The sequence below is a fragment of the Streptomyces sp. NPDC127098 genome, assembly GCF_042722465.1.
Taxonomy (GTDB): Bacteria; Actinomycetota; Actinomycetes; order Streptomycetales; family Streptomycetaceae; genus Streptomyces; species Streptomyces millisiae.
On the sequence record NZ_JBHXFJ010000087.1, the window covers coordinates 1 to 26,155 of the forward strand.

Consider the following 26,155-nt stretch of genomic DNA (forward strand, 5'->3'; position numbering starts at 1 on the left):
AAAAATCTGGCATTGACTTCTTGGCACACTGTTGAGTTCTCAAGGAACGGACGCTACCTTCGGTTCCCTTTCGGGCCCCTCCGGGCTTCCCTTCGTTCTTCCACCTATCTTAGCCAACCTCCGGATCATTTCCTAATCCGCTCTCCCCCGGGCTGCTTTTCGGCGTGCGAAATGCGCCCCGCGTGAGGGAGGTTGTTGCTGAGAGTGGATGGCCGCCTACAGGACCCATCCGCTGGTCTCGCGACCGCTGTGATGTTCTTGTCCCGCTCCAGGCGACTCGCTCAACATTACGACCCTGCTCCGGGCTCGTCAAGTCGAGCGGGTCGACGCCTGGGCTGGTGGGGTCGATAGGGGCTGACCGAGCGGTCGTCGGTGATCCAGAAGCGCCAGGGGTGGACGCCGCCGGGCCCCGAGACGCCCGTGCGCGGGCCCGCGCTCACGTGTTCCAGAGCCACCGGAGTGCCGTGCAGGACGCGCATCGGCGCGCGCGGATCGGGGCCGCACACGTCGGTGCCGTCCAGGGCGCGGTCCACGCCGAGGGCGGTGGCCAGCCGGGCCGGGCCCCTGGTCAGCTCGGCGTCGCCGCGCGCCTTGGGGCGGCGACGCCTGGCCAGGTCGGCGCCGGTGAGCACCTCGCCGGCGCGCAGCAGCACCCCGCTGGCGTGGTCCTCGGGGCCGCACACCAGGTTCAGGCAGTGCCACATCCCATAGGTGAAGTAGACGTAGGCGTGCCCGGGCGGTCCGTACATGGTGGCGTTGCGCGCCGTGCGACCGCGGTAGGCGTGGGATCCGGGGTCCAGCTCGCCCGCGTACGCCTCGACCTCGGTGAGCCGCAGGGCGATGACGCCGTCCTCCGTCGTCCTGACCAGGGTGCGGCCCAGCAGGTCGGGGGCGACCTCCAGCACGGGCCGGTCGAAGAACTCGCGGGGAAGCGGTCGGTCGGCGGTGTCCTCCGGTGCGTCCACCGGCCTCTTCCGCCGGCTGTTCTCGGGCTTCTCGGTCATCGCTTCTCTAGGCTAGCCTCCGCGAGTTTTCCCCTGATGAGGAGGTTCCGCCATGTCCGGACCCGGACGGCGTCCGCTGCCGCACGACTTCCACCCGCCGGTCGCGTCGTTCACCGTCGTGAGCGACGACGTGCGGGAGGGCGAGCGGCTCAAGGACGACCAGGTCCACGCCGCCGGCAACCGGTCGCCGCACCTCAGGTGGTCGGGGTTCCCCGAGTCCACCAGGAGCTTCGCGGTCACCTGCTACGACCCGGACGCGCCGACCGGCAGCGGGTTCTGGCACTGGGTGGTCTTCGACATCCCCGCGTCGGTGACCGAACTGCCGGCGGGTGTCGGGACCGCGGACGGTGCCGGGCTGCCCGAGGGCGCGGTGCAGGCGCGCAACGACTACGGCACCCGGGACTTCGGCGGCGCGGCGCCGCCGCCGGGTGACGGTCCGCACCGCTACGTGTTCACGGTGTACGCGGTGGACACCGAGAAGCTCGGCCCCGACGCGGACGCCACGCCCGCCTTCGTCGGCTTCAACCTGCGCTTCCACGCCATCGGCCGGGCGCAGCTGATCGGCGAGTACGAGGTGCCCGCCGAGGGCTGACGGCGTCATCTTCCGTTGGTTGTCCCGCCCATGTTTTTTCGCGTCTTCTCCGCGCAAAATTCCATTGTCCGCCCGGCGGGCCGGGGGCACAGTTGGAGCCAGCCCGCCGCGGGGGCGGGGAGGGACCGGGAGGTGGGCGGGATGCGGCAGACCCTTGTGCTCAACGCGAGCTACGAGCCGTTGTCGACGGTGTCGCTGCGGCGCGCGGTGGTCCTGGTGATCCAGCACAAGGCGGTGGTCGAGCACGAGCACCCGGGGCTGCGGGTGCGGGCCGCGGCGATGGATCTGCCGGTGCCCCAGGTGATCCGACTCCGGCGGTATGTGAAGGTGCCCTTCCGACAACGGGCCCCGTGGTCGCGGCGGGGCGTGCTGGTGCGTGACCGGCATCGGTGCGCGTACTGCGGGCGCCGGGCGACCACGATCGATCATGTGCTGCCGCGTTCGCAGGGTGGGCGGGACACGTGGCTGAACACGGTGGCGGCATGTGCGGAGGACAATCACCGGAAGGCGAACCGTACGCCCGCCGAGGCGGGGATGCGGCTGCTGTCCGAGCCCTTCGAGCCGACGCCGGCGGACGCGCTGCTGCTGGCGGTCGGGGCCCTCGCGGAGGACGCGCTCCCCGAGTGGCTGCCGTTGCCGCGCGCGGCCTGATCCGAGCGGTGTGACGTGAGGTGGCCCGTCCCCGGCGCCTGGGTGCCGGGGACGGGCCACGTCGTTCTCGCCGATGGGGGCCGCGTCACTCGATGCGGGGCTGCTCGCGGGCCGGGGGCTTGTCGAAGGAGGGGACGCCGCCGTCCTGGGGGGCGCCGCCACCACCGTTGCCGTTTCCGTTGCCGCCGGTGAAGCGGCCGAGGTTGCCGCCGAGGCCCTTGAGGGCGTCACCGATCTCGCTGGGCACGATCCAGAGCTTGTTGGCGTCGCCCTCGGCGATCTTCGGGAGCATCTGGACGTACTGGTAGGAGAGCAGCTTCTGGTCGGCGTCGCCGGCGTGGATGGCCTCGAAGACGGTGCGGATGGCCTGGGCCTCGCCCTCGGCGCGGAGGGCCTTGGCGCGGGCGTCACCCTCGGCGCGCAGGATCTCGGACTGCTTGGCGCCCTCGGCCTGGAGGATCTCGGACTGCCTGATGCCCTCGGCCTGGAGGATCGCGGCGCGCTTGTCCCGGTCGGCCCGCATCTGCTTCTCCATCGAGTCCTGGATGGAGGTGGGGGGCTCGATGGCCTTGAGCTCGACGCGGTTGACGCGGATGCCCCACTTGCCGGTGGCCTCGTCGAGGACGCCGCGCAGGGCCGCGTTGATCTCCTCGCGGGAGGTGAGGGTGCGCTCCAGGTCCATGCCGCCGATGATGTTCCGCAGCGTGGTGACCGTGAGCTGCTCGATGGCCTGGATGTAGTTGGAGACCTCGTAGGTCGCCGCGCGGGCGTCGGTGACCTGGTAGTAGATCACCGTGTCGATGTTCACCACCAGGTTGTCCTGGGTGATCACGGGCTGCGGCGGGAAGGGCACGACCTGCTCGCGCAGGTCGATGCGGTTGCGGATGCGGTCGATGAACGGGACGACGATGTTGAGGCCCGCGTTCAGCGTCCGGGTGTAGCGGCCGAATCGCTCGACGATGGCGGCGCTTGCCTGTTGGATCACCTGGATCGTCTGGACGAGCGCGATGACGACCAGCACCACCAGGATGACCAGCACGATGATGATGGCGTCCATCGTGGTATCTCCCCCTGCGGCTAGAAGAGTTGGAACGATTGTCGATGAAGTGACTCGCCCATCACATCACGACCGCGGTGGCGCCGTCGATCTCGACGACGCTGACCTGACTACCGGGTTCGTAGGTGTCGTCCTCGCTCAGGGAGCGGGCCGACCACTCCTCGCCGGCGAGCTTGATCCGCCCGCCGTGTCCGTCAACTCGCTCCAGCACGATGGCCGTTCTGCCCATCAGAGCGTCAACTCCGGTACTGAGCGCCGGTGGTCCCGTGCGGGAGCGCCGCGCGATGGGTTGGACGGCGACGATGAGGGCGGTGGACACGACGGCGAACACGACGACCTGGACGACCAGACTGTCGGTCAGGCCGCCGGCGACGGCCGCCGCGACGGCGCCGGCCGCGAGCATGCCGAGCTCCGGCATGGTGGTGAGGACGAGAGCGATCGCGAATCCACCGGCGGCGATGAGCCACCACACCCAGAAGTCCACGCGCCCATGGTAGGTCGGGGCGCGGTGCCGAGGACAGGGTTCGTGGAGATTACCGGCTCAGGGCTCAGCCGCGGAGCGGCAGGCCGTGCGCGGTCCAGCGGTCGTCGCGGCGTTCGACGACGAGGGGGAGGCCGAAGCAGTGGGAGAGGTTGGAGGAGGTGAGGGTGGTGTCGAGGGGGCCCGCGGCCAGGACCCTGCCCTGGCGGATGAGCAGCACGTGGGTGAAGCCGGGCGCGATCTCCTCGACGTGGTGGGTGACCATCAGCATGGAGGGTGCGTACGGGTCACGGGCGAGGCGGCCGAGGCGGCGCACCAGGTCCTCGCGGCCGCCGAGGTCGAGGCCGGCCGCCGGCTCGTCGAGCAGCAGGAGTTCGGGGTCGGACATCAGGGCGCGGGCGATCTGGGTGCGCTTGCGCTCTCCCTCCGAGAGGGTGCCGAATCTGCGATCCAGGTACTCGGTCATGCCGAGGCGGTCGAGAAAGGCGCGGGCGCGCTGCTCGTCGACCTCGTCGTAGCGCTCCTGCCAGCCGGCGGTCATGCCGTAGGCGGCGGTGAGGACGGTGGTGAGGACGGTCTGGCGTGGGGAGAGCTTGGCGGCGAGCGCGCTGCTGGCCATGCCGATGCGCGGGCGGAGGTCGAACACGTCGACGGAGCCGAGCTTCTCGCCGAGGATCTGGGCGGTGCCGGTGGTCGGGAAGAGATAGCTGGAGGCGACGTTCAGCAGGGTCGTCTTGCCGGCGCCGTTGGGGCCGAGGATCACCCAGCGCTCGCCTTCGGCGACCGACCAGGAGACCTTGTCCACCAGAGCCCGGCCGTCGCGGACCACGGATACGTCCACCAGCTCCAGTACATCGCTCATGCGCGCGGTCTCTCCCCTTGCGGTCGCCGTTGCTCGGTGTTCGGTGGCGTCGGTGCCGGTGGGCACGTCCTCACGGACAAAACCTACGCCACCGCTTCCCGGAGTCTGTCGTCAGGAGGCTTGTTGGCCTTCCTTCCCTAAGGTAGGGGCATGCTCGATGAACCACGTGCGGGGCGGCTCGCCGCCTGGGGTAACGCTCTCTTCGCCGGTCTGGTGGCTCCGGACGACGCCGCGACGCGTGCGGTCGGCGCCGACTCGGTGCACCGCGTGGTGGATCTGCCCGGCGAGTCGGGCCCGGTGGGGCTGACGTTGGCGTTCGGCCGGCTGCGGGCGCTGGGTGCCGTGGGGCTGCGGATCGCGCTGCCGCGGCCCGGGCACCCGTTGGGTCTGTGCGGGCCGCCGGAGTTCAACGCGGCGGCGATGGACGCCGAGGAGGCGGTGCTGGCCTCGGGCGCGGGGGTGGGGCTCGTTCCCGAGGTGAGCGAGGCGGGTCCCGCCGGGGACGTGTTGACGGAGGTGGTGTGGCGTTGCCTGGCGGTGCGGCAGGCGCCGCCGGCGGACGTGCCGACGCTCGGGGAGGCGGAGCGGGAGTTGGCCGAGGTGTTGCGGGACGCCACGGAGGAGTTGACGCGGCTCGACGTGGCGGGGGCCGGGCCGATGGCGCTGGCCAGGCTGGAGGCGTACCGGGCGCGGATGGAGCGGGGGCGGCAGGTGCTGGCGCCCGGCTATCCGCCGCGTGCGGTGCGGGTGTTGGAGTTGGCGCAGCGGGTCGGGGCGCTGGTGGAGATCGCGGCCGAGACGGAGCCGGGGGCGGCGGTGAGCGCGGGGCAGATGGCGCTGCGCGAGGGGGTGTTGCGCCCGGTGGAGCGGGCGGCGCGGCGGGCTCGGGTGGCGGCGTACAACGCGTACGCCGAGGAGTTGGAGCGGCAGCGGGGCTGAACGCGGCCGGTCCCCGGGGCCTGGTGGCTCCGGGGACCGGTGTGGTGCGTGCCCGACGGCTCAGCGGATGATGCCGACGTTGCCGAAGGCGGGGTTCAGGAGCCCGACGACGTTGATCGTGTTGCCGTCCAGCTGGACGGGGATGTCGATCGGGACCTGGATGTTGTTGCCCGAGACGACGCCGGGGGAGCCCGCCGCGAAGCCGGCCGCGTCGGACGAGGCGGCGAAGGCGGAGCTGGCGGCGGCCCCGAGGGTGACCCCGGTGGCGGCGAGCACGAGGGCGGCCTTCCTGGCAGTGATCATGGGTTCGTTCCTCCTGGACGTTGCTCTGCGCGACTTCCTGGGCGTGAGGTCGCGCGCTGCACAACGGCCGGTCGCGACGGGCGGCACGGTCTGGCGGCCCGTTACGCACGTTCGGCGTAGCGGAGTGCGTGAAGTTGACGCCAGGGGCCCGTGGTTCAGGGGCGGTTCTCGTCCGAGATCCCGTGCCGGACGGCCCAGAGCGCGGCCTGGGTGCGGTCGGCGAGGTCCAGCTTCATCAGGATGTTCGACACGTGGGTCTTCACCGTCTTCTCGGAGAGCACCAGGGCGCGGGCGATCTCGCGGTTGGAGCGGCCGCGGGCGATCAGGGCCAGCACCTGGCGCTCCCGGTCGGTGAGCGAGCCGCCCCGGCCCGCGCCGCCGCCCGACGAGTCCTGGGCGAGCAGCGCGCCGGCCACCTCCGGTTGGAGCAGCACGTGGCCGGCGTGGACGGCGCGGATGGCGCCGGCCAGCGCCTCGGGGTCGATGTCCTTGTGGACGTAGCCGGCGGCGCCGGCGCGCAGCGCGGGGATGACGGTGCGGCGCTCGGTGAAGCTGGTGACGACGAGCACCCGGGCGGGGTTGCCGAGCTCGCTGAGCCGGCCGAGCGCCTCGACGCCGTCGGTGCCCGGCATCTTGACGTCCATGAGGATGACGTCGGGGCGCAGCTCCTCGGCCCGGTCGACGCCGGCGGCGCCGTCGGCGGCCTCGCCGACCACCTCGATGTCGTCCTGCACCTCGAGGAACGTGCGCAGCCCGCGGCGGACGACCTGGTGGTCGTCGACGATCAGCACGCGGATGACGTCAGCCACCGGGAACCTCCATCTCGATCGCGGTGCCCTGGCCGGGCGCCGACTGCACGGTCAGCGATCCGCCCACCGCCGCCGCCCGGTCCCGCATGGAGACCAGGCCGAGGTGGCGGCCGGCGGTGCGCACGGCCTCGGGGTCGAACCCGGTGCCGTCGTCGGTCACCCGGAGCACCGTCGCGGTGCCCCGGCGGAAGAGCGTCACCCGCACCCGGGTGGGCGTGCCGTGCCGCAGGGCGTTGTGCAGGGCCTCCTGGGCGACGCGCAGCACGGCCTCCTCCTGCGGGGCGGGGAGGGCGCGCTGGTCCTGGCAGTCGAAGGTGACGCCGGCGGGGTGGGCGCGGTCGAGGACCTGGATCTGGGCGCGCAGGGTGGCGACGAGCCCGTCCTCGTCGAGGGCGGCGGGGCGCAGCTCGATGACGGCGGCGCGCAGCTCGTCGGCGGCCTCGGCGGCGAGGGCGGTGACCTGCCGCAGCTCGCTCCTGGCGCGGGTCGGGTCGCGGTCGATGAGGGTGGTCGCGGCCTGGGCGGTGAGGCGGAGCGAGAACAGCTTCTGGGCGACGGCGTCGTGCAGCTCGTGGGCGAGGCGGGCCCGCTCGTCGGCGATGGTGAGCTCGCGGCTGCGCTCGTACAGCCTGGCGTTGGTGAGGGCGATGGCGGCGTGCTCGGCGAGGAGGCGCAGGAGCTCCTCGTCCTCGGCGGTGAAGGCGCAGCCGGTGGGTGGGCGGCGGCCCGGGGGGCAGCGCTTGTTGGCGAGGAAGAGCGCGCCGAGGACGCTCTCGCCGTCCGCGATGGGCATGCCGAGGAAGTCGCTCATCTCGGGGTGGGCGGCGGGCCAGCCCTCGAAGCGCGGGTCCTGGCGTACGTCGGCGAGGCGGACGGGGGCCCCGCCGCTGAGCATGGCGGCGAGGATGCCGTGCTGCCGGGGCAGGGGGCCGATGGCCTTCCACTGACGGTCGCTGACGCCGTCCACGAGGAACTGGGCGAAGCCGCCGTTGCCGTCGGGGAGACCGAGGGCGGCGTAGCGGGCGTCGAGGAGCTCGCGGGCGCTGCGCACGATGGTCTGCAGCACGTCGCGGACCTCGAGGGTGCGGTTCATGGCGAGCAGCGCGGCGCTCACCGCCGCAAGCCCGGTTCTGGGGGCCATGGTCAGACCGTAACGCCTGCGGGTGGGGTGGTGGATCGGGCCGCCGCCGGTGATCGCTGGGGCGCGTGGCCTAGGTCCCGGGTCTGATGGGCGCCCCGGGCGCGCGCCCCTCGGCGCGCACGAAGGCGGCGGGCGCCCTCCTTGCGGGGGCGCCCGCCGCCCTGGCATGCGGTGACGGGGGCCGGTCAGTTACGCATGACCTCGGGCTCGTGGCGCCGCAGGAACTTCATGACCAGGTAGCCGCAGATGACGGCGAGGACCCCCAGCATGGCCACGTCGAGCAGCCACCAGCCGGCCTCGTGCTTCCACAGCGGGTCGGGGTCGGGCTCCTCGGTCGCCGAGGCCGTCAGGGTGTTGAGGTCGGCCGTGGTGCCCACGCCGGCCAGCGCCCAGCGGGAGGGCATCAGCCAGGCCACCTGCTCCACGCCCAGGGTGCCGTGCACCTTGAAGAGGGCGCCGGTGAAGACCAGCTGGACGACGGAGATCATCACCAGCAGCGGCATGGTCATCTCGGAGGTGCGCACCAGCGCGGAGATCACCAGGCCGATCATCATGGAGGTGCAGCCGAGCGCCATCAGGACCAGGGTCATCTCGACGGCGGGCGAGTCCGCGAAGATGACGCCCTCGGCGGGCATGTCCCTGGGCAGGAAGCCGATGACGCTGAGGATCAGCGCCTGGAGCACGGTGACGATGCCGAGCACGAACACCTTCGACATCAGGTACGCGGAGCGGGAGAGGCCGACGGCGCGTTCCCGCTCGTAGATCACCCGTTCCTTGATCAGCTCGCGGACGGCGTTGGCGGCGCCGGAGAAGCACATGCCGACGACCAGCACCAGCAGGATGATGCTGGCGTCGCCGTTGCGGAGGCCACGTTCCGGCGAGCCGTAGCCGAGACCGAAGTCCGCGGGTATGACCGCCGAGACCGCGCCCAGCACGATGGGCAGCGCCACCGTGAGGCCGAGGAAGCCCTTGTCGGCCACGATGACGGCGGCGTAGCGGCGCATCAGCGTCCACACCTGGGAGCCCCAGGTCTGCCGCTTCTGCTGGCTGGCCGCCATCGGCTGGATGTGCTGGGCGGCCTGCGGCTGCGCCGCGTCCACGTCGGCGGCGTACATCTGGAAGTGCTGCGAGCCGCGCCAGCGGCCCATCCAGTCGAAGTCGCGGTAGTTCTCGAAGGCCGAGAACACGTCCGCCCAGTTGTCGTAGCCGAAGAAGTTCAGCGCCTCGTCCGGCGGGCCGAAGTAGGCGACGCCGCCGCCGGGGGCCATCACCAGCACGCGGTCGCAGAGCCCGAGCTCGGCCACCGAGTGGGTGACCACCAGCACGGTACGGCCGTCGTCGGCGAGGCTGCGCAGCAGCTGCATCACGTCGCGGTCCATGCCCGGGTCGAGACCCGAGGTGGGCTCGTCCAGGAAGATCAGCGACGGCTTGGTCAGCAGCTCGAGGGCGACCGAGACGCGCTTGCGCTGACCGCCGGAGAGCGAGGAGATCCGCTTGGTGGCGTGCGGGCTGAGCTTGAGCTCGGCCAGCACCTCCTCGACGCGGGCGTTGCGCTCGGCCTCGCCGACGTCGCCGGGGAAGCGGAGCTTGGCGGCCAGCCGGAGCGCCTGCCTGATGGGCAGCGCGGTGTGCAGGATGTCGTCCTGCGGGACGAGGCCGATGCGGTTCCGCAGCTCGGCGAAGTGGGTGTAGAGGTTCCGCTGGTCGTACAGGACCTCGCCGTAGGTCGCCGGACGGTAGCCGGTGAGGGCCCGCAGCAGCGTGGACTTGCCGGAGCCCGAGGGGCCGATGACGCCGACCAGCGACTTCTCGGGGACGCCGAAGGAGACGTCGTTGAGGATCGTGGTCTGCCCGTTGTTGACCTGGACGGTCAGGTGGCGGGCGGAGAAGGAGACCTCGCCGGTGTCGACGAACTCCTGGAGCTGGTTGCCGACCAGCCGGAAGGTGGAGTGGCCGATGCCGACCGTGTCGTTCTGGCCCAGGTAGCGGCGGCCGTTCTTGGGCAGCTGCTGGCCGTTGACATAGGTGCCGTTGTGGCTGCCCATGTCGCGGATCTCGAAGCGCCCGTCGGGGTGCGCGAGGAACTCGGCGTGCAGCCGGGAGACCTGGAGGTCGCTGACGACCAGCTCATTCTCCAGGGCACGGCCGATGCGCGTGACCTTGCCGACGGTGAGCATGTGCAGGCTGGTCGCGCCGCCGTCGAAGCCACCGCCGCCGTGGCCCCCCTGGCCGCCGCGCCCGGACGGGTCGTACCCCTGCTGGGGCGGCACGGCCGGCTGCTGCTGCGGCATCCCGGCGGGCTGCGCGGCCGGGACGTGTGCCGGCTGCTGGCCGCCCATCCCCGCGAACTGCGCGTCGTAGCTCTGCTGGGGTATCTGCTGCCCGGCGCCGGAGAAGGTGAGGCGCGGGCCGTCCGCCGCGTTGCCCAGGTGGATCACGGTGCCGGGGCCGAGCGGCACCTGCTGTACGCGCTGTCCCTGCACGTAGCTTCCGTTCGTGCTGCCCTGGTCCTCCAGGACCCAGCTCTGGCCCCCCCAGCGCACCACGGCGTGTCGCCAGGAGACCCGGGAGTCCTGCAGGACCACATCACCTTGGGGGTCTCTGCCCAGGGTGTATGACCTGGTCGGATCCAAAGTCCACGTCTGGCCGTTCAGTTCGAGTACGAGTTCCGGCACTCCAGCCCCAAAAGTTGTCCCCCGAGCAACCTCCGAGCGGAGGTCTAGGGATGGTCGAACATCGTGGGGGAACTATTCCAGGCTCGGGCCCGGAAGGGCCAGTCGCCCCCCGGCTGTCACCAAGCTGGTGCAGAGCGCCTGCGGGGCTGTGACCTTCATCTCTCCGTCTCGTCCAGGAGGCGGACCCGACATGAGGCTGTCACCAGGGGCGACTACCGTGGTCGGCACCATGATGCCTGCGCAACCGATCACCCAGGACGTGCCCACCCTCCTGGTCAAGATCTTCGGCAAGGACCGTCCGGGGCTGACCGCCGGCCTGTTCCGGACCCTGGCCGGCTTCGGGGTGGACGTCGTCGACATCGAGCAGGTCGTCACCCGCGGCCGGATCACGCTGTGCGCGCTGGTGACGGCGCCGTCGGCGGCCTCGGGCACCGAGGGCGGGCTGCGGGCCACCGTGCACGGCTGGGCCGAGTCGATGCGGTTGCAGGCGGAGATCATCTCCGGCACCGGCGACAACCCGGCGCGCGGCGTCGGGCGGTCGCACGTGACGGTGCTCGGCAATCCGCTGACGGCCGAGGTCACCGGGGCCATCGCGGCCCGGATAACGGGCGCCGGCGGCAACATCGACCGGATCTTCCGGCTCGCGAAGTACCCGGTCACGGCCGTCGAGTTCGACGTCTCCGGGGTGGACACGGCCCGGCTGCGCACCGCGCTGGCCACCGAGGCCGCGGCGCTGGCGGTGGACGTGGCGGTGGTCGACTCGGGGCTCGCCCGCCGGGCGCCGCGCCTGGTCGTGATGGACGTGGACTCGACCCTCATCCAGGACGAGGTCATCGAGCTGTTCGCGGCGCACGCCGGCTGCGAGGAGGAGGTCGCGGCGGTCACGGCGGCGGCGATGCGGGGCGAGCTCGACTTCGAGCAGTCGCTGCACGCCCGGGTGGCGCTGCTGGCCGGCCTCGACGAGTCGGTGGTCGACAAGGTGCGGGCCGAGGTGCGGCTGACCCCGGGCGCGCGCACCCTGATCCGTACCCTCAAGCGCCTCGGCTGCCAGGTGGGCGTGGTCTCGGGCGGCTTCACCCAGGTCACGGACGCGCTCCAGGACCACCTCGGTCTGGACTTCGCGGCGGCCAACACGCTGGAGATCGTCGACGGCAAGCTCACCGGCCGGGTGACCGGCGAGATCGTGGACCGGGCGGGCAAGGCCCGGCTGCTGCGGACCTTCGCCGCCGAGGCCGGGGTGCCGCTGTCGCGCACCGTCGCGATCGGCGACGGTGCCAACGACCTGGACATGCTCAACGCGGCGGGCTTCGGGGTCGCCTTCAACGCCAAGCCGCTGGTGCGGGAGGCCGCCGACACGGCGGTGACGGTCCCGTTCCTGGACACCGTGCTCTATCTGCTGGGGATCACCCGCGAAGAGGTCGAGGCGGCGGACGCGGAGAGTTAGCCGCTCGGGCTGAGCGGACGGGCGGCACGGGCCAGCGAGGCGGCTTCGCCGCCGTCCGCCCCGCTGGCCCGCCTGCCTGTCGGCTCAACGGCCGGTGCGCCGCACGGCGGGCGAGCCCGGCGCCCCGGCCTCAGGCCTGGTGCGGGGACCAGAACGCGGCGAGGGTGGCCACGCCGTGTTCCACGGACTTCCAGTCGCCGGTGACGCTCAGCACGGCGATGGACGAGGTCGGGTAGCCGGAGCGGTTCATCCGGGCGAGGCTGTCGCCCTCCGCGTCACCGGCGAGGGCGTCCGCGAGGGCGTGGACGCCGGGGTTGTGGCCGACGATCATCAGGTTTCTGATCTCGTCGTCGACCTCGTTGACCAGGGCGATCAGCTCACCGAGGCTGGCCTCGTAGAGCCGCTCCTCGTAGACGGTCCTGGGCCGCTGCGGCAACTCGGGGGCGACCAGCTTCCAGGTCTCCCTGGTGCGGACGGCGGTGGAGCAGAGGGTCAGTTCGGGGCTGATGCCGGCCCCGGCGAGCCAGCGCCCTGCGACGGGCGCGTCCTTCCGGCCGCGGTCGGCGAGGGGACGGTCGTGATCGGACACCTGCGGCCAGTCGGCCTTGGCGTGTCGGAGGAGAACGATCCTGCGCGGAACATCGACGCTCATGTGCCCCAGCTTCGCATGAAACGCGCAGTGGGTCGCGGGGGGTTGGGATACCCACCCGGGCGGGCGACCTGCGGATCGCTCCCCCAGCGCACGATCCGCCCGCACGGGGTCACGGGAGCCACGCCTGCACGTGGTCGATCAGCTGGGTCACCGGCATCGGCTGCTCGGCGGCGTCCGCCTGGGGCCCGGCCACCAGCAACAGCAACAGTGCCCCGAAGGCGGCCGCCGGAAGCACCAGGGCCCACCAGCGCAGGCGGATCTCCATGCCGGAACGGTCTACTCGGGCGGACATGACGCTCGTCGCCTCCATGCGTCGAAGGTCGGATCCGATGTCTCTCGGATCGTGTCACCAACCTAGGGAGGCGGCCGGCCCCGGCCCATCCGGTGAGCCACCCAGTCGCCCCTGAACCTGGCCCCCTAGGGGATGGTGGTGCTGGCACCACCATGGCCGCGCGGCCCGGCCGGGCGGCCCCCGGTCAGGGGGAGGCGATGGTGGCGATCACCGCGATGACGATGCTGATGCCCAGCATGGCGCCGAGGATGAGCAGCAGCTTGCGCTGGCCGCCGGTGGGGTTGGGATCGAGCGCTGGCATGGCTCAAGTGTCGCACTCAGCCGTCGTCCTCGACGCACCGGTCCCGGCCGGCCAGGAAGCCGACGACGATCTGGACCAGCATCAGGGTCACCATCAGTCCCAGCGGGGCGTGCCAGGCTCCGGTGGCCTCGTTGAGGGTGCCGACGAGCAGCGGTCCGGGGACGCTGATGAGGTAGCCGATGCTCTGTGCGAAGGCGGAGAGTCTGGCGACGCCCCCGGGGGTCCGCGAGCGCATCCCGATCATGGTGAGGACGACGGGGAACGAGCAGTTGGCGAGGCCGAGGAGGATCGCCCACAGCCAGGCGCCGCCGGCCGGTGCCAGCCAGAGACCGGCGTAGCCGGCGAGGCCGCACGCGCCGAGTACGGCGACCAGCGGCCCCTGGTGGCGCATGCGGGCGGCGATCGGCGGCAGGAGGAAGCCGATCGGGGCGCCGAGGCCGATGATGACGGCGGCGAGCACACCCGCGGTGCCGGCCGACACGCCGGCGTCCTGGTAGATCTGAGGGCTCCAGCCGAGGGTGACGTAGGCGGCGGTGGCCTGGAGGCCGAAGAAGACGGCGAGGGCCCAGGCGGTGCCGGAACGGGCCAGCCGGGGCGCGGCGAGGGCGGGGCCGCCGGTCGGCTCGCCCCGGGTCGCCGCCGCGCCGGTGCGGCGCGAGCGGCGGGTGCGGGGCAGTGCGGCGAGCCAGGGCAGGACGGCGACCGCCGCGGGCAGCGCCCAGAAGCCGAGCCCGGGGCGCCAGTCGTCGCCCAGGGCACTGGCCAGGGGGACGCTGAGTCCGGCGGCGCAGGCGGCGCCGAAGGACAGCGACATGGAGTAGAGGCCGGTCATGGTGCCCATGCGGTCCGGGAAGTACTCCTTGACCACTACCGGCATGAGCACGTTGCCGATGGCGACGCCGGCCAGCGCGAGGGTGCTGGTGACGAGGAAGACCGGGGTCGAGCCGGCGAGGGCACGGAGCGCGAGGCCGGCCGCGAGGGCGGCGAGGCCGGCGACCAGCACGGTGGGCAGGCCGTGGCGGCGGGCGAGGCGGGGTGCGGCGACGCCGAAGACGGCGAAGCAGAGCGCGGGAACGGAGGTGAGCAGGCCGGCGACGGCGCCGTTCATGGCGAGCCCGTCGCGTATCTCGGGCAGCAGCGGCCCGATGCTGGCCAGGGCCGGCCGGAGGTTGAACGCCGCGAGCGCCAGGCCGACGACCAGCAGCGGCGGCGCCGCGGCGCGGGCTATGGGGGGCGGTTCTGGTGAGCGGGTGTGGAGGGTACGGTCGTCCTTCGTCGACTCCATGGATAGCATCATAGAATCATGGGATGAATCCCGATGACGGGATTCGCGGATTCCCGGGAGAGCCATGTCACTGAGCGCGCCCCGCCGTTCCGCCCTCGCGGACCAGGTCATCAGCCAACTCCGCCAGCAGATCACCTCGGGCGAGTGGCCGGTGGGCTCCCGCATCCCCACCGAGCCCGAATTGGTCGCCCGGCTCGGGGTGGCCAGGAACACCGTCCGCGAGGCGATCCGGGCCCTCGCCCACAACGGACTGCTCGACATCAGGCAGGGCTCCGGCACCTACGTGATCGCGACCAGCGAGCTCGCCGGCGTCATGCAGCGTCGCTTCGCGGACGCCCCGCGGCGGGACGTCGCCGAGGTGCGGAGCGCGCTGGAGGCCCAGGCCGCCGCGCTCGCCGCGCGCCGCCGCACCGAACGCGACCTGCGGCAGCTCGACGCGCTGCTCGTGCGCCGCGCGGAGGCGTGGACCAGCGGCGACCTGGAACGCTTCGTGGAGGCGGACGCCACCTTCCACACGGCGGTGGTCGGCGCCTCGCACAACGAGGTCCTGATCGCGCTCTACGCGGACCTGGGCGGCGTGGTGCGGGCGTTCCTGCGGGATGACGTGGGACGCCTGGAGATGCGGGCCGACACCCTGGCCGACCACTCCCCCGTCGTCGACGCGATCCGCGCGGCGGACGCGACGACGGCGGCGACCGAGGCGGGCTCCTACGCGCTGACGTGCCGCGCCCTGGCCTGACGGCCGGCCCGACACCCGGCGCTCCGCGCCGGGTTTTCCCCGCCCACCCGCCCCCTTTGGCGCTGCGCGCGGGTGGGCGGCCACGCGACCTCCCGCACCGCGCGGAGCCCGGCCTGGCGGCCAGGTGCGGCGGCTGCGTCGCCGGTCCTCGCCCAAGCGTTTCATGCCGGGTTTTCCCCACCCGCCCACCCTTTTCCGCGCTTCGCGCGGAGTGGGTGGCGGGTGGCTGCGCCGCCACCGCGCTCCGCGCGGTGTGCGGGCCGGGCCTGCGGCGGCTGCGCCGCCGGGCGCCACGCGGCCCGTGCCGCGCAAGGCCACCCGCCGTGGGTGGGCGCGGCACGGCCACAGGCCCGGGTCACCGGGCGCGCGGAGCGCGCCGGTGCCCGGGCCTGGCCGGCCGCGGCCTACGCCGAGCGCGTAGCGTTCACGCACCCATCATGTGGACGCCGCCGTCGACGTGCACGATCTCGCCCGTCGTCTTCGGGAACCAGTCGGACAGCAGCGCCACCACGCCCCGCGCCGCCGGCTCCGGGTCGGACAGGTCCCACCCGATCGGCGCCCGGTTGTTCCACACGTCGGCCAGTTCCTCGAAGCCCGGGATCGACTTCGCCGCCATCGACTTGATCGGGCCCGCCGAGACCAGGTTGACGCGGACGTTCTTCCCACCCAGGTCACGCGCCAGGTACCGCGACGTCGCCTCGAGCGCCGCCTTCGAGACGCCCATCCAGTCGTACTTCGGCCAGGCCACCTGCGCGTCGAAGTCCATGCCGACCACCGAGCCGCCCCGCTGCTCCAGCAGCGGAAGCAGCGCCATGGTCAGGGACTTCAGCGAGTACGCGGACACCTCGACCGCCGTGGCGACCGACTCCCACTCGGTGTTGAGGAAGTTCCCGCCCAGCGCGTCCTGCGGCGCGAACGCGATGGAGTGCACCACGCCGTCCAGGCCGATGCCCTCGCCCAGGTGCTCGGCGACCGCGTCGGCCAGGCCGGCCAGGTGCTCGCGGTTCTGCACGTCGAGCTCGATCACCGGCGCCGGCTTGGGCAGCCGCTTGGCGATCCGCTCCACCAGGCTCAGCCGTCCGAAGCCGGTGAGCACCACCTCGGCGCCCTCCTCCTGCGCCAGCTTCGCGGCGTGGAAGGCGATCGACGACTCGGTGAGAACACCGGTGACCAGCACCCGCTTGCCCGCGAGAAGTCCGCTCATGTCAGTGACCCATGCCCAATCCGCCGTCAACCGGGATGACGGCTCCAGTGATGTACGCGGCGGCGTCCGAGGTCAGGAAGCGGACGACGCCGGCCACTTCCTCCGGCTGCGCGTAGCGGCCGAGCGGCACGTTGGCCATCACCTCGGCACGCCGCTCCTCGCTCACCGCCCTCGCCATGTCGGTGTCCACCCAGCCGGGCGAGACGACGTTGCAGGTGATGCCGCGGGAGCCGAGCTCGCGCGCCAGGGAGCGGGCGAATCCGACCAGCCCCGCCTTGGAGGCGGCGTAGTTGGCCTGGCCGGCCGCGCCCATCATGCCGACCACCGAGGAGATCAGCACGATCCGCCCCGCCTTGGCGCGCAGCATGCCGCGGGCGGCGCGCTTGGCGACCCGGAAGGTGCCCGTCAGGTTGGTGTCGAGGACGGCGGTGAAGTCCTCGTCGGACATCCGCAGCAGCAACTGGTCACGGGTGATGCCGGCGTTGGCGACCAGCACCTCGACCTTGCCGTGCTTCTCCTCGATCTCTTTGTATGCCTGCTCCACCTGTTCGGGCTCGGTGATGTCGCACCTGACCGGCAGGCATCCGAGCTCGACGAGCTCCTGCGGGGGCTCCCCGGAGCGGTACGTGATGGCGACCTTGTCGCCGGCCTCGGCGAACGCGTGGGCGATGGCCAGGCCAATCCCGCGGTTGCCTCCGGTGACCAGTACCGAGCGGCTCAAGGGACCACCTCTTTCTCAGTCGTGTGCTCTGTACAAACCTAGTGCCCCACCCAGCGGGGGCGAGGAGCGGGCCGCGACAGGCACCTCGCCGCCGCACTGTGGGATGTCTACAGCTGTTTTCGGCCCGGAAACACCCCTCGACCAGGCCGACACCCCCTGGGCACCGGGCCCGCCACCAGGCATGATCGGTGCCCGGGGGCGACACCCCCGCCACACCGGCCGCGACGGTGGCACCTGGCGGCCGGTGAGCCGACGAACAGGAGAGATCGTGCCAAGATCCATCGACGAATCCTTCCTCGCGCTTCCCCTGCGCCAGTTGGCCGACGCGGCACTGGCCAGGGCGCGGGCGTTGGGGGCCGAGCACGCCGACTTCCGCTTCGAGCGCGTGCGCAGCGCCAACTGGCTGCTGCGCAACGCCAGGCCGGCCGGCTCCGAGGACACCATCGACACCGGGTACGCGGTGCGCGTGGTGCACGGCGGGAGTTGGGGCTTCGCCTCCGGCGTCGACCTGACGATGGACGGCGCCGCCCGGGTCGCCGCGCAGGCGGTGGAGATGGCCAGGCTCTCCGCCAAGATCATCGCGGCGGCCGGCTCGGACGAACGCGTCGAGCTGGCGCCCGAGCCCTCGCACGGCGAGCGGACGTGGGTCTCGTCCTACGAGGTCAACCCCTTCGACATCCCGGACGCCGAGAAGACCGGGCTGCTCGCCGAGTGGAGCGAGCGGCTGCTGGCGGGCGAGGGCGTGACCCATGTGGACGCCCGGCTGTGGGCCGTCCAGGAGAACAAGTTTTACGCGGACACCGCCGGCACCGTCACCACCCAGCAGCGGGTGCGGGTGCTGCCCGAGCTGACCGCGACGTCGGTTGACGCGGGTAGCGGCCGGTTCGACACGATGCGGACGCTGGCTCCGCCGGCCGGCCGCGGCTGGGAGTACCTGACCGGCACCGGCTGGGACTGGGACAGCGAACTGGCCGAGATCCCGAGCCTGTTGGCCGAGAAGATGGCCGCGCCCTCGGTCGAGCCCGGCGCGTACGACCTCGTCATCGACCCGTCGAACCTGTTCCTCACCATCCACGAGTCGATCGGCCACGCCACCGAGCTCGACCGGGCGTTGGGCTACGAGGCGGCCTACGCGGGCACCTCCTTCGCCACCTTCGACAAGCTCGGCACGTTGAAGTACGGCTCGCCGATCATGAACGTGACGGGCGACCGCACCGTCGAGCACGGCCTGGCCACCACCGGCTACGACGACGACGGCGTGCAGACCCAGTCCTGGGACATCGTGAAGGACGGCACCCTCGTCGGCTACCAGATGGACCGCAGGATCGCCAGGTTGCAGGGGTTCGAGCGCTCCAACGGCTGCGCGTTCGCCGACTCCCCCTCGCACGTGCCGCTGCAGCGGATGGCCAACGTCTCGCTCCAGCCAGCCGCCGACGGGCCCGACACGGCCGGGCTCATCTCCGACGTCGAGCGCGGGATCTACGTCGTCGGCGACGGCTCCTGGTCGATCGACATGCAGCGCTACAACTTCCAGTTCACCGGACAGCGTTTCTACCGGATCGAGAACGGTCGCCTCGCCGGGCAGCTGCGGGACGTCGCCTACCAGGCCACCACCACCGACTTCTGGGGCGCGATGACGGCCGTCGGCGGCCCGCAGACGTACGTGCTGGGCGGCACGTTCATGTGCGGCAAGGCCCAGCCCGGCCAGGCCGCGGCCGTCTCGCACGGCTGCCCCTCCGCCCTCTTCCGACAGATCAACATCCTCAACACCACCCAGGAGTCCGGCCGATGAGCACCAGCAGACCGCACGAGATCGTCGAGCGCGCCCTGGAACTCTCGCGGGCCGACGGCACCGTGGTGATCGCCGACGAGGCGTCGTCCGCCAACCTGCGCTGGGCGGGCAACGCGCTGACCACCAACGGCGTGACGCGCGGCCGCCGGCTGACCGTGATCGCGACGGTCGACGGCGCGCAGGGCACCTCGTCCGGCGTGGTGTCCCGCACCGCCGTGACGGACGACGAGTTGGAGCCGCTGGTGCGGGCCGCCGAGGAGGCCGCCCGTCAGTCGCCCTCGGCGGAGGACGCGCAGCCGCTGGTCGCGGACGTGCCCGCGTCGCCCGGCTTCACCGAGCCGCCGGCCGAGACCTCGCCCGAGGTGTTCGCCGCGTTCGCGCCCGCGCTCGGCGAGACGTTCGCGCGCGCCGCCGCGGAGGGCCGCCGGCTCTTCGGCTTCGCCCAGCACGAGGTCGTCTCCAGCTACCTGGGCACCTCCACGGGCCTCCGGCTGCGCCACGACCAGCCGGCCGGTTCCGCCGAACTCAACGCCAAGTCGGCCGACGGCTCCCGCTCGTCCTTCGTCACGGTCCCCACCCACGACTTCACCGACGTGGACCCGGCGGCCCTCGACGCCGGCCTCGCCCGCCGCCTGGCCTGGGCCGAGCGCCGCGTGGAACTACCGGCCGGCCGCTACGAGACGCTGCTGCCGCCGAGTTCGGTCGCCGACCTGCTGATCTACCAGCACTGGATGTCGGACGCCCGCGACGCGCACGAGGGCCGCACCGTCTTCAGCAAGGCGGGCGGCGGCACGCGCGTCGGCGAACGACTCGCCCAACTGCCGGTCACCCTCTACAGCGACCCGACGGCCCGCGGCCTGGAGACCGCCCCCTTCGCCATCGCCCACTCCTCGGGCGGCGGCTTCTCCCCCGCCACCTCCGTCTTCGACAACGGCCTGCCGCTCACCCGCACCGACTGGATGCGGGACGGCGTCCTCACCCAGCTCCCGACCAGCCGCTTCACCGCAGGCCTCACCGACCTGCCGGTCGCCCCGCTGGTCGACAACCTGCTGCTGGACGCGGGCGGCACCGGCACGATCGACGACCTGGTGGCGTCGACCGAGCGCGCCCTGTTGATCACCTCGCTCTGGTACATCCGCACCGTCGACCCCAAGACGCTGCTGCTGACCGGGCTCACGCGGGACGGCGTCTACCTCGTCGAGAACGGGGAGGTGACGGGCGTGGTCACCAACTTCCGCTTCAACGAGTCCCCCGTGGACGTGCTGGCCCGCGCCACGGCGGCCGGCGCGACGGAGGTGTGCCGGTCACGCGAGTGGGGCGAGTACTTCCCCCGCACGGCGATGCCGGCGCTGCGGATCCCGGACTTCAACATGAGCTCCGTCAGCCCCGGCGTCTGACCCCTACCTCGGACTCATCCCTGGTCCGGCGGCGGCGCGGCCCCGACATACACCGTCCCCAACCGCTGCCGCCGCCGGCTCCGCCACACGACCCACGCGACGACACCCGCCACAACTGCGGCCACGCCGCCACCGGCGGCGACGGGCCAGCCGCCGCCGTCGCCCTCTTCAGCGGCCACGCCCGGCTGTTCCTCGGCCTCAGCCGCGTCCGGCGGAACCTCCGGCTCCTCCACCTGCGGCTCCGGCGACACGGGCGGGCTGAGCGACGCCTCATAGTCCTCGAACAACGGGTTCACGTCCGGATCCCCCGGATCGCCCTCCCCATCCACGATCACGCGAGCCGGGTCGATCACCCCGTACCCCACGTACTCGTCCCGCTGCCCATTCCCGTCGGCGGTCTCGATCATCGCGCGAAGGACCTGGTTCTTCGTCCAGTCCGGGTTCGCCGACCAGATGAGCGCGGCGGACGCGGAGGCGATGGCGGTGGCCTGGCTCGTGCCTCGCCCCAGGCACATCTCGGCATTTCCGATCTCGCATCGCTGCGACAAATCGGTGCCCGGCGCGGCGAGCGCCACCTGCGGACCGGCGGACGAGTACGCGGCACGCCCGCCGTCCGGATCGACCGCCGCAACGGCCACCACCCCCTCCCGGGTGGCGGGAAGGCCAACGGGTTCTCCCTCGTCGCCATCGTTGCCGGCACCCGCGAAGATCAGTACGTCCTGCCGCGCGGCCTGCGCCAAGGCTTCGTCCAGGACCTCGATCTCAATCCCCAACTCCGACTTGCTCAGGGATACGTTGATGATCTGGGCACCTGCCTCGACCGCGTAGGCAATGGCCTCGCCCAACCGCTCCTCGACACCGAAGTCGAACTCATCAGACAGCGTCCCCTCGATCCCCTCCATGACTCGGATGGGGAGGATGGTGGCCTCCGGAGCGAGCCCGCGGGTGCCGCCCTCGGCACCGGTGCCGGCGATGAGCGACGCCATGTTCGTACCGTGACCGTTGGCATCGACGTGAGCCCCCATGGGGTCGGGGCTAAGGTCAGCGCCTTCCAGGACCCGCCCGCGCAACTCGGGAACTGAGTCATCGACTCCACTGTCGATGACCGCGACCGTGATGCCCTCGCCCTGGGTGTGCTGCCAGATCTCCTCGGACCGCAGGGTATCCAGATGCCAGAAAGCCGTCGCATCGTCGGCCATCGCATGGGGGGCCATGCCGCCCTGACACCACAGGCTCGCGACAAGCGCCCCGACACCGAGCCATCGGCGTCGTCGCATAGCGGAGCGGTTGATCTGCGACATCTATTCAGCCGTCCTTGCCCTGTGCATCGCCACGCCTGTCGTCCGATTCCTGTTGGCGCCTTCGTCTCGATCGACGAGAGCGGCCACCTGCATACCGTGCCTCATTGCCAGGGGTCGCTTGTGGCGGGCCGCTCGGCTCCCCTGGACGCTTCATGACAGGCACTCCGCCGAGGCCGCGGACCAGCCCAGTCGTCGGGTCTCGATAGGCGAACGCGGTCTGCGCTCCCACTGCCGTACTCGGAGGAAGGCCACGCCCAGCGCTCTGCGGTGGTCGAGGCGTACCTCCGATAATGCCGGTCGACACCCGCGGTACCCCGCCGGCTGGGCTGCCCCATGAACCTGCCCCGCCGAATTGGGGCGGACGGCCGCCAACCGGCCCCGGCCCACTGCCGCTTGGGCGTCCTGCCGCATACCCCTCCGGGGCGGGCGCCAGCGGAAGCCGAGGCGTTACCCCCTGCCCCGGGCCGCCGCCTCCGACGGGCGATCGCCCCGAAGGGGCAGGCTGGGATGCTTGGGGCGACGCGGGGAACCGGAGATGCTGAAGCGGCCCCACCGTCGTGGGCGGCGGCATTCGCTCGGGCGCGACGGCACCTCCACCCCCGATCAGCCGACCGTCTCCAGCGGCCGGCGCGGGCTCAGCCGCAGGGAGCGGCCGTTCCGCGACGGGTGCCATAGAGTCCAGCGAGGTGCCGATTTGGCTCTCGGTGACGGCTGGTGACGGCGGAGCCACGCCCGCCGGCCGATCGTAGGTGGCTGGACTCTCACGCAGTACTGGCGCCGTTGAGAGCCCACCCGTACCAATCCATTCCCCTGGCACCGACCTCGTCTCGCTGGTGGAGCCGTGTCCCACCGACGCCTCCGGTCGTGCCGAGCCGTGGGTTTCCCCTGATGCCCAGGGCCGATTCTCCTCCTCGATTCGGGAGAATCCCTCTATCGGCCGGAACTGAGGCTCGTCGGCCGCCGCCATGTTCCCCGCGACCGTCTCGTACTTCTGGGAGAGGCTTTCCAGGACTCGGATAGCTTCCTGCCGCTCCAACTCCTCGGCAGGCAGAGAGATCGCCTGGTCGGTGAGCGGTGCCGGTCGCTCCGGCACCGGCGGCATCGTCGCCCGCGCCTCGTGCAGCGCTTGGCCGGCGTCCTGCATCGCGTTGCCGACTGTTCGCGCGTAGTCGGCCAGCACGACGGACTGCTCCACCAGATGCCGTCCCCAGGTACGGAACGCCTCGGCGCCCTCGCCCTGCCACTCGACCTTGCTCATCCGGACGAAGATCTCTTTGTCGGCGCCGTTCAGCGCCGTCGCCATCGCCAGCAGCACGTCCGCCCGAGTCGTCAGCTGCTCGGGATCCGCCCCCGCGAGCAGCTGTGTCAGCTGCTCGTGCGTGTAGTCCTCGAAGCTCGCCACGCCACCGCCCCCTCCACACCATCAGGCACAAGCCCGCCCAGCTTAGTTAATCCCCAACTACACCAGGCAACCGCCTCTCACGCCTGAGTATTCATACTCAGGCGGCACCGCCACCCCTGCTGCTACCTTCATCCCGATTCACGTCCGGGAGGGGGAGGAACGCCCGTTGGAACCCAGTGAGGCCGCAGTCGACCTCCGCGTCGACTCCGCTGTGCTGCGCGAACTCGCCGGCCAGGCCAGCACGCTCGTCGAGCAGCTGGACACCACCCTGCGCAACCTCCGTCCGGAGGACGACGACCCGTTGCGCGGTCTTGACGGGCTCGCCTCCGCCGCAGCGCTGCGGCGGGTGCGGGGCAGTTGGGCCGAGCGGCTGACCAGCGTCCGGCAGCGGTGCGACGGCCTGGCTGCCGGCCTCGCCGGTGCCGCCGGCGACTTCGAGGCCACCGAGGCGGACGCCCGGCAGTCCGTGGAACGCGCCACCCAACTCCCCGAATGGGCGCGGCCACAACCGGAGGGCGCCTGGTGATCACCCTCCCGGTGCTGCGTGATCTGCAACTGGCCCGGCTGCCAGTGCAGGCCAGTCACTGGGGGCAGGCCAGCCGCTCGGCCCGCGACTCCTGGGAGTCGGTCGACCGACAGATGCTGGCCGTCGTCCGGACGAACGCCCAGGAGGGCGAGACGGCCAACGAGGTCGTCACACAGCTCACCCAGCTGGCCGACAACTTCGAATACGCGCGCGTCGAGTGCGGACTGGTCGAGACGGCGCTCAACGGACTCGCCCAGGAGCTCGGCGAGGCCCAACGACGCCTCCGAGCCGTTCTGGACGAGGCGGCGGAGTACGGCTTCCAGGTCGGCGACGACGGCAGCGTCACCTACCCGGCGGTCGAGCGCGATACCGGCACCGCCTCGGGCGGCACGGCCACCTCCAGGACGCCGGTGCATCCGTCCCTGGACGCCTACGCCAATCCGCACCAGGCCGAGGCGCAGCGCCTTGCCAGCCGGATCGCCGACATCCTCGCCGGAGCCAACGCGGTGGACGCGGAGTACGCCGGCACGCTGGCCGAGTTGGAGACCTCGAACGGACCGGACGTCACCCGTGCCATGTGGGCCGACGCGGCCGCCGACACCGAGGTCGTCACCGGAGCGATGGACGATGTGCTGGACGCCTCCCAGATCCCGGAGGGCCAGAGACCGACCGAGAACCGCGACTGGTGGGCCGGCCTGGGACAACGCGAGCGTGACGCGCTCCTCGCGCTCTTCCCCGAACGTATCGGTGCGTTGGACGGCCTGCCCGCCGAGGTACGCGACACGGCGAACCGAGGTCTGCTGGAGATGGAGTACGCGCGGCTCAGCGACCAATTGACCGAGCACCTGGCGCAGGAACCGTCGCCATCCGACACCGGCATCCACCGCAGGCCCGTGCTGATGGATGGCGAGTTCCGCTCACCCGAGTGGCCCGCGTGGAACGCGGAGCGAGAACGACTGGAAGCCGTATTGGGCGGAATGCGAAGCATCCAGAACCGCTTCGACCAGACCGGCGCTGAAGGACTTCCCGAGGCCTACCTCCTCGACTTCAGCGCCGAAGGCGACGGACGCGCCATCATCGCCAACGGCAACCCGGACACGGCCAGGCACACGGCGGTCTACGTGCCCGGCACCGGTGCCGACCTGGCCGGGATTGAAAGCGATATCACGAGGATGGTGCGGCTCTGGAGACAAGGTAACGCAGATGTTTTCGATGAGAGCCTCGCCACCATCACTTGGCTCGGATACGACGCGCCCGACAACGCCTATCCGTTCCGCGAGGGCGACGCCTTGTTCTCAGATGCGACATCGGTTTCCTATGCCGAGGAGGGCGCTCCCGCCCTGTCCCGCTTCATGGACGGAATTAATGCGTCACATCAGGGTCCGGACGCCGCACATACCACGGTGATCGGACACAGTTACGGAAGTACCGTCATCGGTGCTGCTTCCCGGGACGACGCCTTCCGAGCCGACGACATCGTGGTCGCCGGCAGTCCGGGCATGCTCGTGAATAGCGCGGAGGAGCTCGGAGTCGGCCGCCATCATGTCTGGGCAATGGCAGGCAGCACGATGGACGATCCGGTTCCCGCCCTTGGGGCGCCGTTTCTGGGAGGCGATGCCATCGACATCGACCTTGAAGTAAGCAGGACCGGTCTCCCGTACCTTGACGTCGGCATTCTTCCGCAGGTGCCCTCGATGGAGAGCTTCGGCGGGAACATCATGGTCACAGACGCGAATGAGCACGGCGCATACTGGAATGACCGTTCGGCAAGCCTCAAGAACCAGTCGCGCGTGGTCATGGGACTATATGACGAAGTGGAACTCGAATGACGAAAGGTGACAGGCGATGCGGAACGATCGGCGCCAAGCACGTCGGTGCCATGGCTCTCACGCTCGCGACCCTTACAACGGCCGGGTGCGCCGCTGTGGCCAATGAGGATACGCAGCGGGACTCGCCGTACACGGTGAAATCCGTGGAAGATGCTCGCCAGGAAACGCGCGAGCTATCCAGCATGCTCCTGGATCTGACGGAAATTCAAGGGCAGGTGTCCGAACCAGGACCAGGCATCGACCTCTGCGAGGAAGACCCAGACCGGGAACGTCTCTACACGGTGTACCACGCCTGGTCTGTCCGAGGAGTTTCAGCCGAGACCCTCGAAACGGGGATGGCACAGCTTAGGGACGAACTCATCAACCGCGGTTGGGAGGTCGTCGAGGATGGCGAGCTGAACAATGCCGACCGAACGCCACGGGTTCTCCTGGAGAACCCTGACATCGAGTACGCGGTCAACGTAGAGCTGCCCGGCAGGACTCGTGGGGAACCGCGCCTCTCAGTGAACCTTGCCTCGGCCTGCTTCAGTACCCCCGAAGGCGAAAGCCCGCGCGGGGAGTTCTGACACTCTGGGCACATCCGCGAGGCGAGCCGGCGCTCGGACCACACCATCCCGCCCCGACGGCCTTCCATGGCCCCACCATACGAGCGACACCCCGACTACTGATCTTTTCGTTAGTTCTGTGGGTGCGGCGGGCTCGTTGGTGGGAGTCTGTTGTCGTGTCTTCCAAGCCTTCGTCTGTTGTCTCAGGGCC

At 71.4% G+C, this 26,155-nt stretch carries 25 protein-coding genes; 10 read left to right on the forward strand and 15 right to left on the reverse strand.

Translation table 11 applies throughout. The features are described 5' to 3' along the window. Nucleotides 1-287 precede the first annotated feature (287 nt). Nucleotides 288-1,004: a DNA-3-methyladenine glycosylase gene (locus ACFWI8_RS33195; protein ID WP_387099154.1), complete on the reverse strand. Its 717-nt coding sequence runs from the start codon at nucleotides 1,002-1,004 to the stop codon at nucleotides 288-290. 52 nt (nucleotides 1,005-1,056) lie between these two features. Here ACFWI8_RS33195 and ACFWI8_RS33200 point away from each other — a divergent pair, with 52 nt between their 5' ends. Next, nucleotides 1,057-1,596, forward strand: a complete 540-nt coding sequence (locus tag ACFWI8_RS33200; RefSeq protein ID WP_387099156.1) for a YbhB/YbcL family Raf kinase inhibitor-like protein — start codon at nucleotides 1,057-1,059, stop codon at nucleotides 1,594-1,596. A 141-nt stretch (nucleotides 1,597-1,737) separates the two neighbouring features. Next, entirely contained in the window at nucleotides 1,738-2,247 is a 510-nt protein-coding gene (locus ACFWI8_RS33205) for an HNH endonuclease (protein ID WP_387099158.1), read from the forward strand. 85 nt (nucleotides 2,248-2,332) lie between these two features. Here the strand turns inward: ACFWI8_RS33205 and ACFWI8_RS33210 are convergent, their stop codons facing one another. The 3 genes from ACFWI8_RS33210 to ACFWI8_RS33220 all read right to left on the reverse strand — a co-directional run bounded on the left by ACFWI8_RS33210 (nucleotide 2,333) and on the right by ACFWI8_RS33220 (nucleotide 4,647). After that, nucleotides 2,333-3,304 carry an SPFH domain-containing protein gene (locus tag ACFWI8_RS33210; protein WP_387099160.1) on the reverse strand — a complete coding sequence of 324 codons (972 nt, stop codon included), beginning with the start codon at nucleotides 3,302-3,304 and terminating at the stop codon, nucleotides 2,333-2,335. A gap of 61 nt (nucleotides 3,305-3,365) precedes the next feature. Further along, complete coding sequence (locus ACFWI8_RS33215; RefSeq protein WP_387099162.1) at nucleotides 3,366-3,788, reverse strand: NfeD family protein; 423 nt, start codon at nucleotides 3,786-3,788, stop codon at nucleotides 3,366-3,368. A 64-nt stretch (nucleotides 3,789-3,852) separates the two neighbouring features. Further along, nucleotides 3,853-4,647, reverse strand: coding sequence for an ABC transporter ATP-binding protein (locus tag ACFWI8_RS33220; protein WP_387099164.1), 795 nt, complete (start codon nucleotides 4,645-4,647; stop codon nucleotides 3,853-3,855). 150 nt (nucleotides 4,648-4,797) lie between these two features. Between ACFWI8_RS33220 and ACFWI8_RS33225 the strand changes: the two genes are divergently transcribed. Then, nucleotides 4,798-5,586, forward strand: coding sequence for a hypothetical protein (locus ACFWI8_RS33225; protein ID WP_387099166.1), 789 nt, complete (start codon nucleotides 4,798-4,800; stop codon nucleotides 5,584-5,586). A gap of 60 nt (nucleotides 5,587-5,646) precedes the next feature. On the opposite strand, the gene ACFWI8_RS33230 is transcribed toward ACFWI8_RS33225, so the two are convergent. The 4 genes from ACFWI8_RS33230 to ACFWI8_RS33245 form a co-directional block, all read right to left on the reverse strand. Next, entirely contained in the window at nucleotides 5,647-5,889 is a 243-nt protein-coding gene (locus ACFWI8_RS33230) for a chaplin (RefSeq protein ID WP_387099168.1), read from the reverse strand. Between the two features lie 155 nt (nucleotides 5,890-6,044). Further along, entirely contained in the window at nucleotides 6,045-6,698 is a 654-nt protein-coding gene (locus tag ACFWI8_RS33235; protein WP_387099170.1) for a response regulator, read from the reverse strand. Continuing rightward, entirely contained in the window at nucleotides 6,691-7,839 is a 1,149-nt protein-coding gene (locus tag ACFWI8_RS33240; protein WP_387099171.1) for a GAF domain-containing sensor histidine kinase, read from the reverse strand. The genes ACFWI8_RS33235 and ACFWI8_RS33240 overlap by 8 nt, the downstream gene beginning before the upstream one ends. A gap of 185 nt (nucleotides 7,840-8,024) precedes the next feature. Then, a complete protein-coding gene (locus ACFWI8_RS33245; RefSeq protein ID WP_387099173.1) occupies nucleotides 8,025-10,514 on the reverse strand; it encodes an FHA domain-containing protein in 2,490 nt (829 codons plus the stop codon). Between the two features lie 229 nt (nucleotides 10,515-10,743). On the opposite strand from ACFWI8_RS33245, the gene serB reads away from it, so the two are divergent. Continuing rightward, nucleotides 10,744-11,958, forward strand: coding sequence for a phosphoserine phosphatase SerB (gene serB / locus ACFWI8_RS33250; protein ID WP_387099175.1), 1,215 nt, complete (start codon nucleotides 10,744-10,746; stop codon nucleotides 11,956-11,958). A gap of 130 nt (nucleotides 11,959-12,088) precedes the next feature. Here serB and ACFWI8_RS33255 read toward each other — a convergent pair whose 3' ends face one another. The 4 genes from ACFWI8_RS33255 to ACFWI8_RS33270 all read right to left on the reverse strand — a co-directional run bounded on the left by ACFWI8_RS33255 (nucleotide 12,089) and on the right by ACFWI8_RS33270 (nucleotide 14,488). Beyond that, the gene (locus tag ACFWI8_RS33255) at nucleotides 12,089-12,610 is read right to left on the reverse strand and encodes a SixA phosphatase family protein (protein ID WP_387099177.1); all 522 of its coding nucleotides are present in this window, start codon (nucleotides 12,608-12,610) and stop codon (nucleotides 12,089-12,091) included. A gap of 109 nt (nucleotides 12,611-12,719) precedes the next feature. Continuing rightward, on the reverse strand, nucleotides 12,720-12,902 hold the full coding sequence (locus ACFWI8_RS33260; RefSeq protein ID WP_311601759.1) for a hypothetical protein: 183 nt from the start codon (nucleotides 12,900-12,902) through the stop codon (nucleotides 12,720-12,722). Between the two features lie 184 nt (nucleotides 12,903-13,086). Further along, complete coding sequence (locus ACFWI8_RS33265) at nucleotides 13,087-13,203, reverse strand: SGM_5486 family transporter-associated protein (RefSeq protein WP_387099179.1); 117 nt, start codon at nucleotides 13,201-13,203, stop codon at nucleotides 13,087-13,089. Nucleotides 13,204-13,219: 16 nt separating this feature from the next. Next, entirely contained in the window at nucleotides 13,220-14,488 is a 1,269-nt protein-coding gene (locus tag ACFWI8_RS33270; protein ID WP_387099181.1) for a CynX/NimT family MFS transporter, read from the reverse strand. 64 nt (nucleotides 14,489-14,552) lie between these two features. Here ACFWI8_RS33270 and ACFWI8_RS33275 point away from each other — a divergent pair, with 64 nt between their 5' ends. Continuing rightward, the gene (locus ACFWI8_RS33275) at nucleotides 14,553-15,227 is read left to right on the forward strand and encodes an FCD domain-containing protein (protein WP_311601760.1); all 675 of its coding nucleotides are present in this window, start codon (nucleotides 14,553-14,555) and stop codon (nucleotides 15,225-15,227) included. Nucleotides 15,228-15,651: 424 nt separating this feature from the next. Here the strand turns inward: ACFWI8_RS33275 and fabI are convergent, their stop codons facing one another. Then, a complete protein-coding gene (gene fabI / locus ACFWI8_RS33280; protein WP_311601761.1) occupies nucleotides 15,652-16,431 on the reverse strand; it encodes an enoyl-ACP reductase FabI in 780 nt (259 codons plus the stop codon). Nucleotide 16,432: 1 nt separating this feature from the next. Beyond that, entirely contained in the window at nucleotides 16,433-17,152 is a 720-nt protein-coding gene (gene fabG, locus ACFWI8_RS33285) for a 3-oxoacyl-[acyl-carrier-protein] reductase (RefSeq protein WP_387099184.1), read from the reverse strand. Nucleotides 17,153-17,420: 268 nt separating this feature from the next. Here fabG and ACFWI8_RS33290 point away from each other — a divergent pair, with 268 nt between their 5' ends. Together ACFWI8_RS33290 and ACFWI8_RS33295 are read left to right on the forward strand one after the other, a co-directional pair. After that, the gene (locus ACFWI8_RS33290) at nucleotides 17,421-18,944 is read left to right on the forward strand and encodes a TldD/PmbA family protein (RefSeq protein WP_387099186.1); all 1,524 of its coding nucleotides are present in this window, start codon (nucleotides 17,421-17,423) and stop codon (nucleotides 18,942-18,944) included. Beyond that, complete coding sequence (locus tag ACFWI8_RS33295) at nucleotides 18,941-20,341, forward strand: metallopeptidase TldD-related protein (RefSeq protein WP_387099188.1); 1,401 nt, start codon at nucleotides 18,941-18,943, stop codon at nucleotides 20,339-20,341. The genes ACFWI8_RS33290 and ACFWI8_RS33295 overlap by 4 nt, the downstream gene beginning before the upstream one ends. A 14-nt stretch (nucleotides 20,342-20,355) precedes the next feature. On the opposite strand, the gene ACFWI8_RS33300 is transcribed toward ACFWI8_RS33295, so the two are convergent. Beyond that, the gene (locus ACFWI8_RS33300) at nucleotides 20,356-21,642 is read right to left on the reverse strand and encodes a S8 family serine peptidase (protein ID WP_387099190.1); all 1,287 of its coding nucleotides are present in this window, start codon (nucleotides 21,640-21,642) and stop codon (nucleotides 20,356-20,358) included. Nucleotides 21,643-23,210: 1,568 nt separating this feature from the next. On the opposite strand from ACFWI8_RS33300, the gene ACFWI8_RS33305 reads away from it, so the two are divergent. The 3 genes from ACFWI8_RS33305 to ACFWI8_RS33315 are packed head-to-tail and all read left to right on the forward strand — an operon-like array spanning nucleotide 23,211 to nucleotide 25,965. Further along, nucleotides 23,211-23,570, forward strand: coding sequence for a type VII secretion target (locus ACFWI8_RS33305; RefSeq protein WP_387099192.1), 360 nt, complete (start codon nucleotides 23,211-23,213; stop codon nucleotides 23,568-23,570). After that, complete coding sequence (locus ACFWI8_RS33310; RefSeq protein ID WP_387099194.1) at nucleotides 23,567-25,399, forward strand: alpha/beta hydrolase; 1,833 nt, start codon at nucleotides 23,567-23,569, stop codon at nucleotides 25,397-25,399. Before ACFWI8_RS33305 ends, ACFWI8_RS33310 begins: the two co-directional genes overlap by 4 nt. Further along, nucleotides 25,396-25,965, forward strand: a complete 570-nt coding sequence (locus tag ACFWI8_RS33315) for a hypothetical protein (protein ID WP_387099196.1) — start codon at nucleotides 25,396-25,398, stop codon at nucleotides 25,963-25,965. The genes ACFWI8_RS33310 and ACFWI8_RS33315 overlap by 4 nt, the downstream gene beginning before the upstream one ends. Nucleotides 25,966-26,155 lie beyond the last annotated feature (190 nt).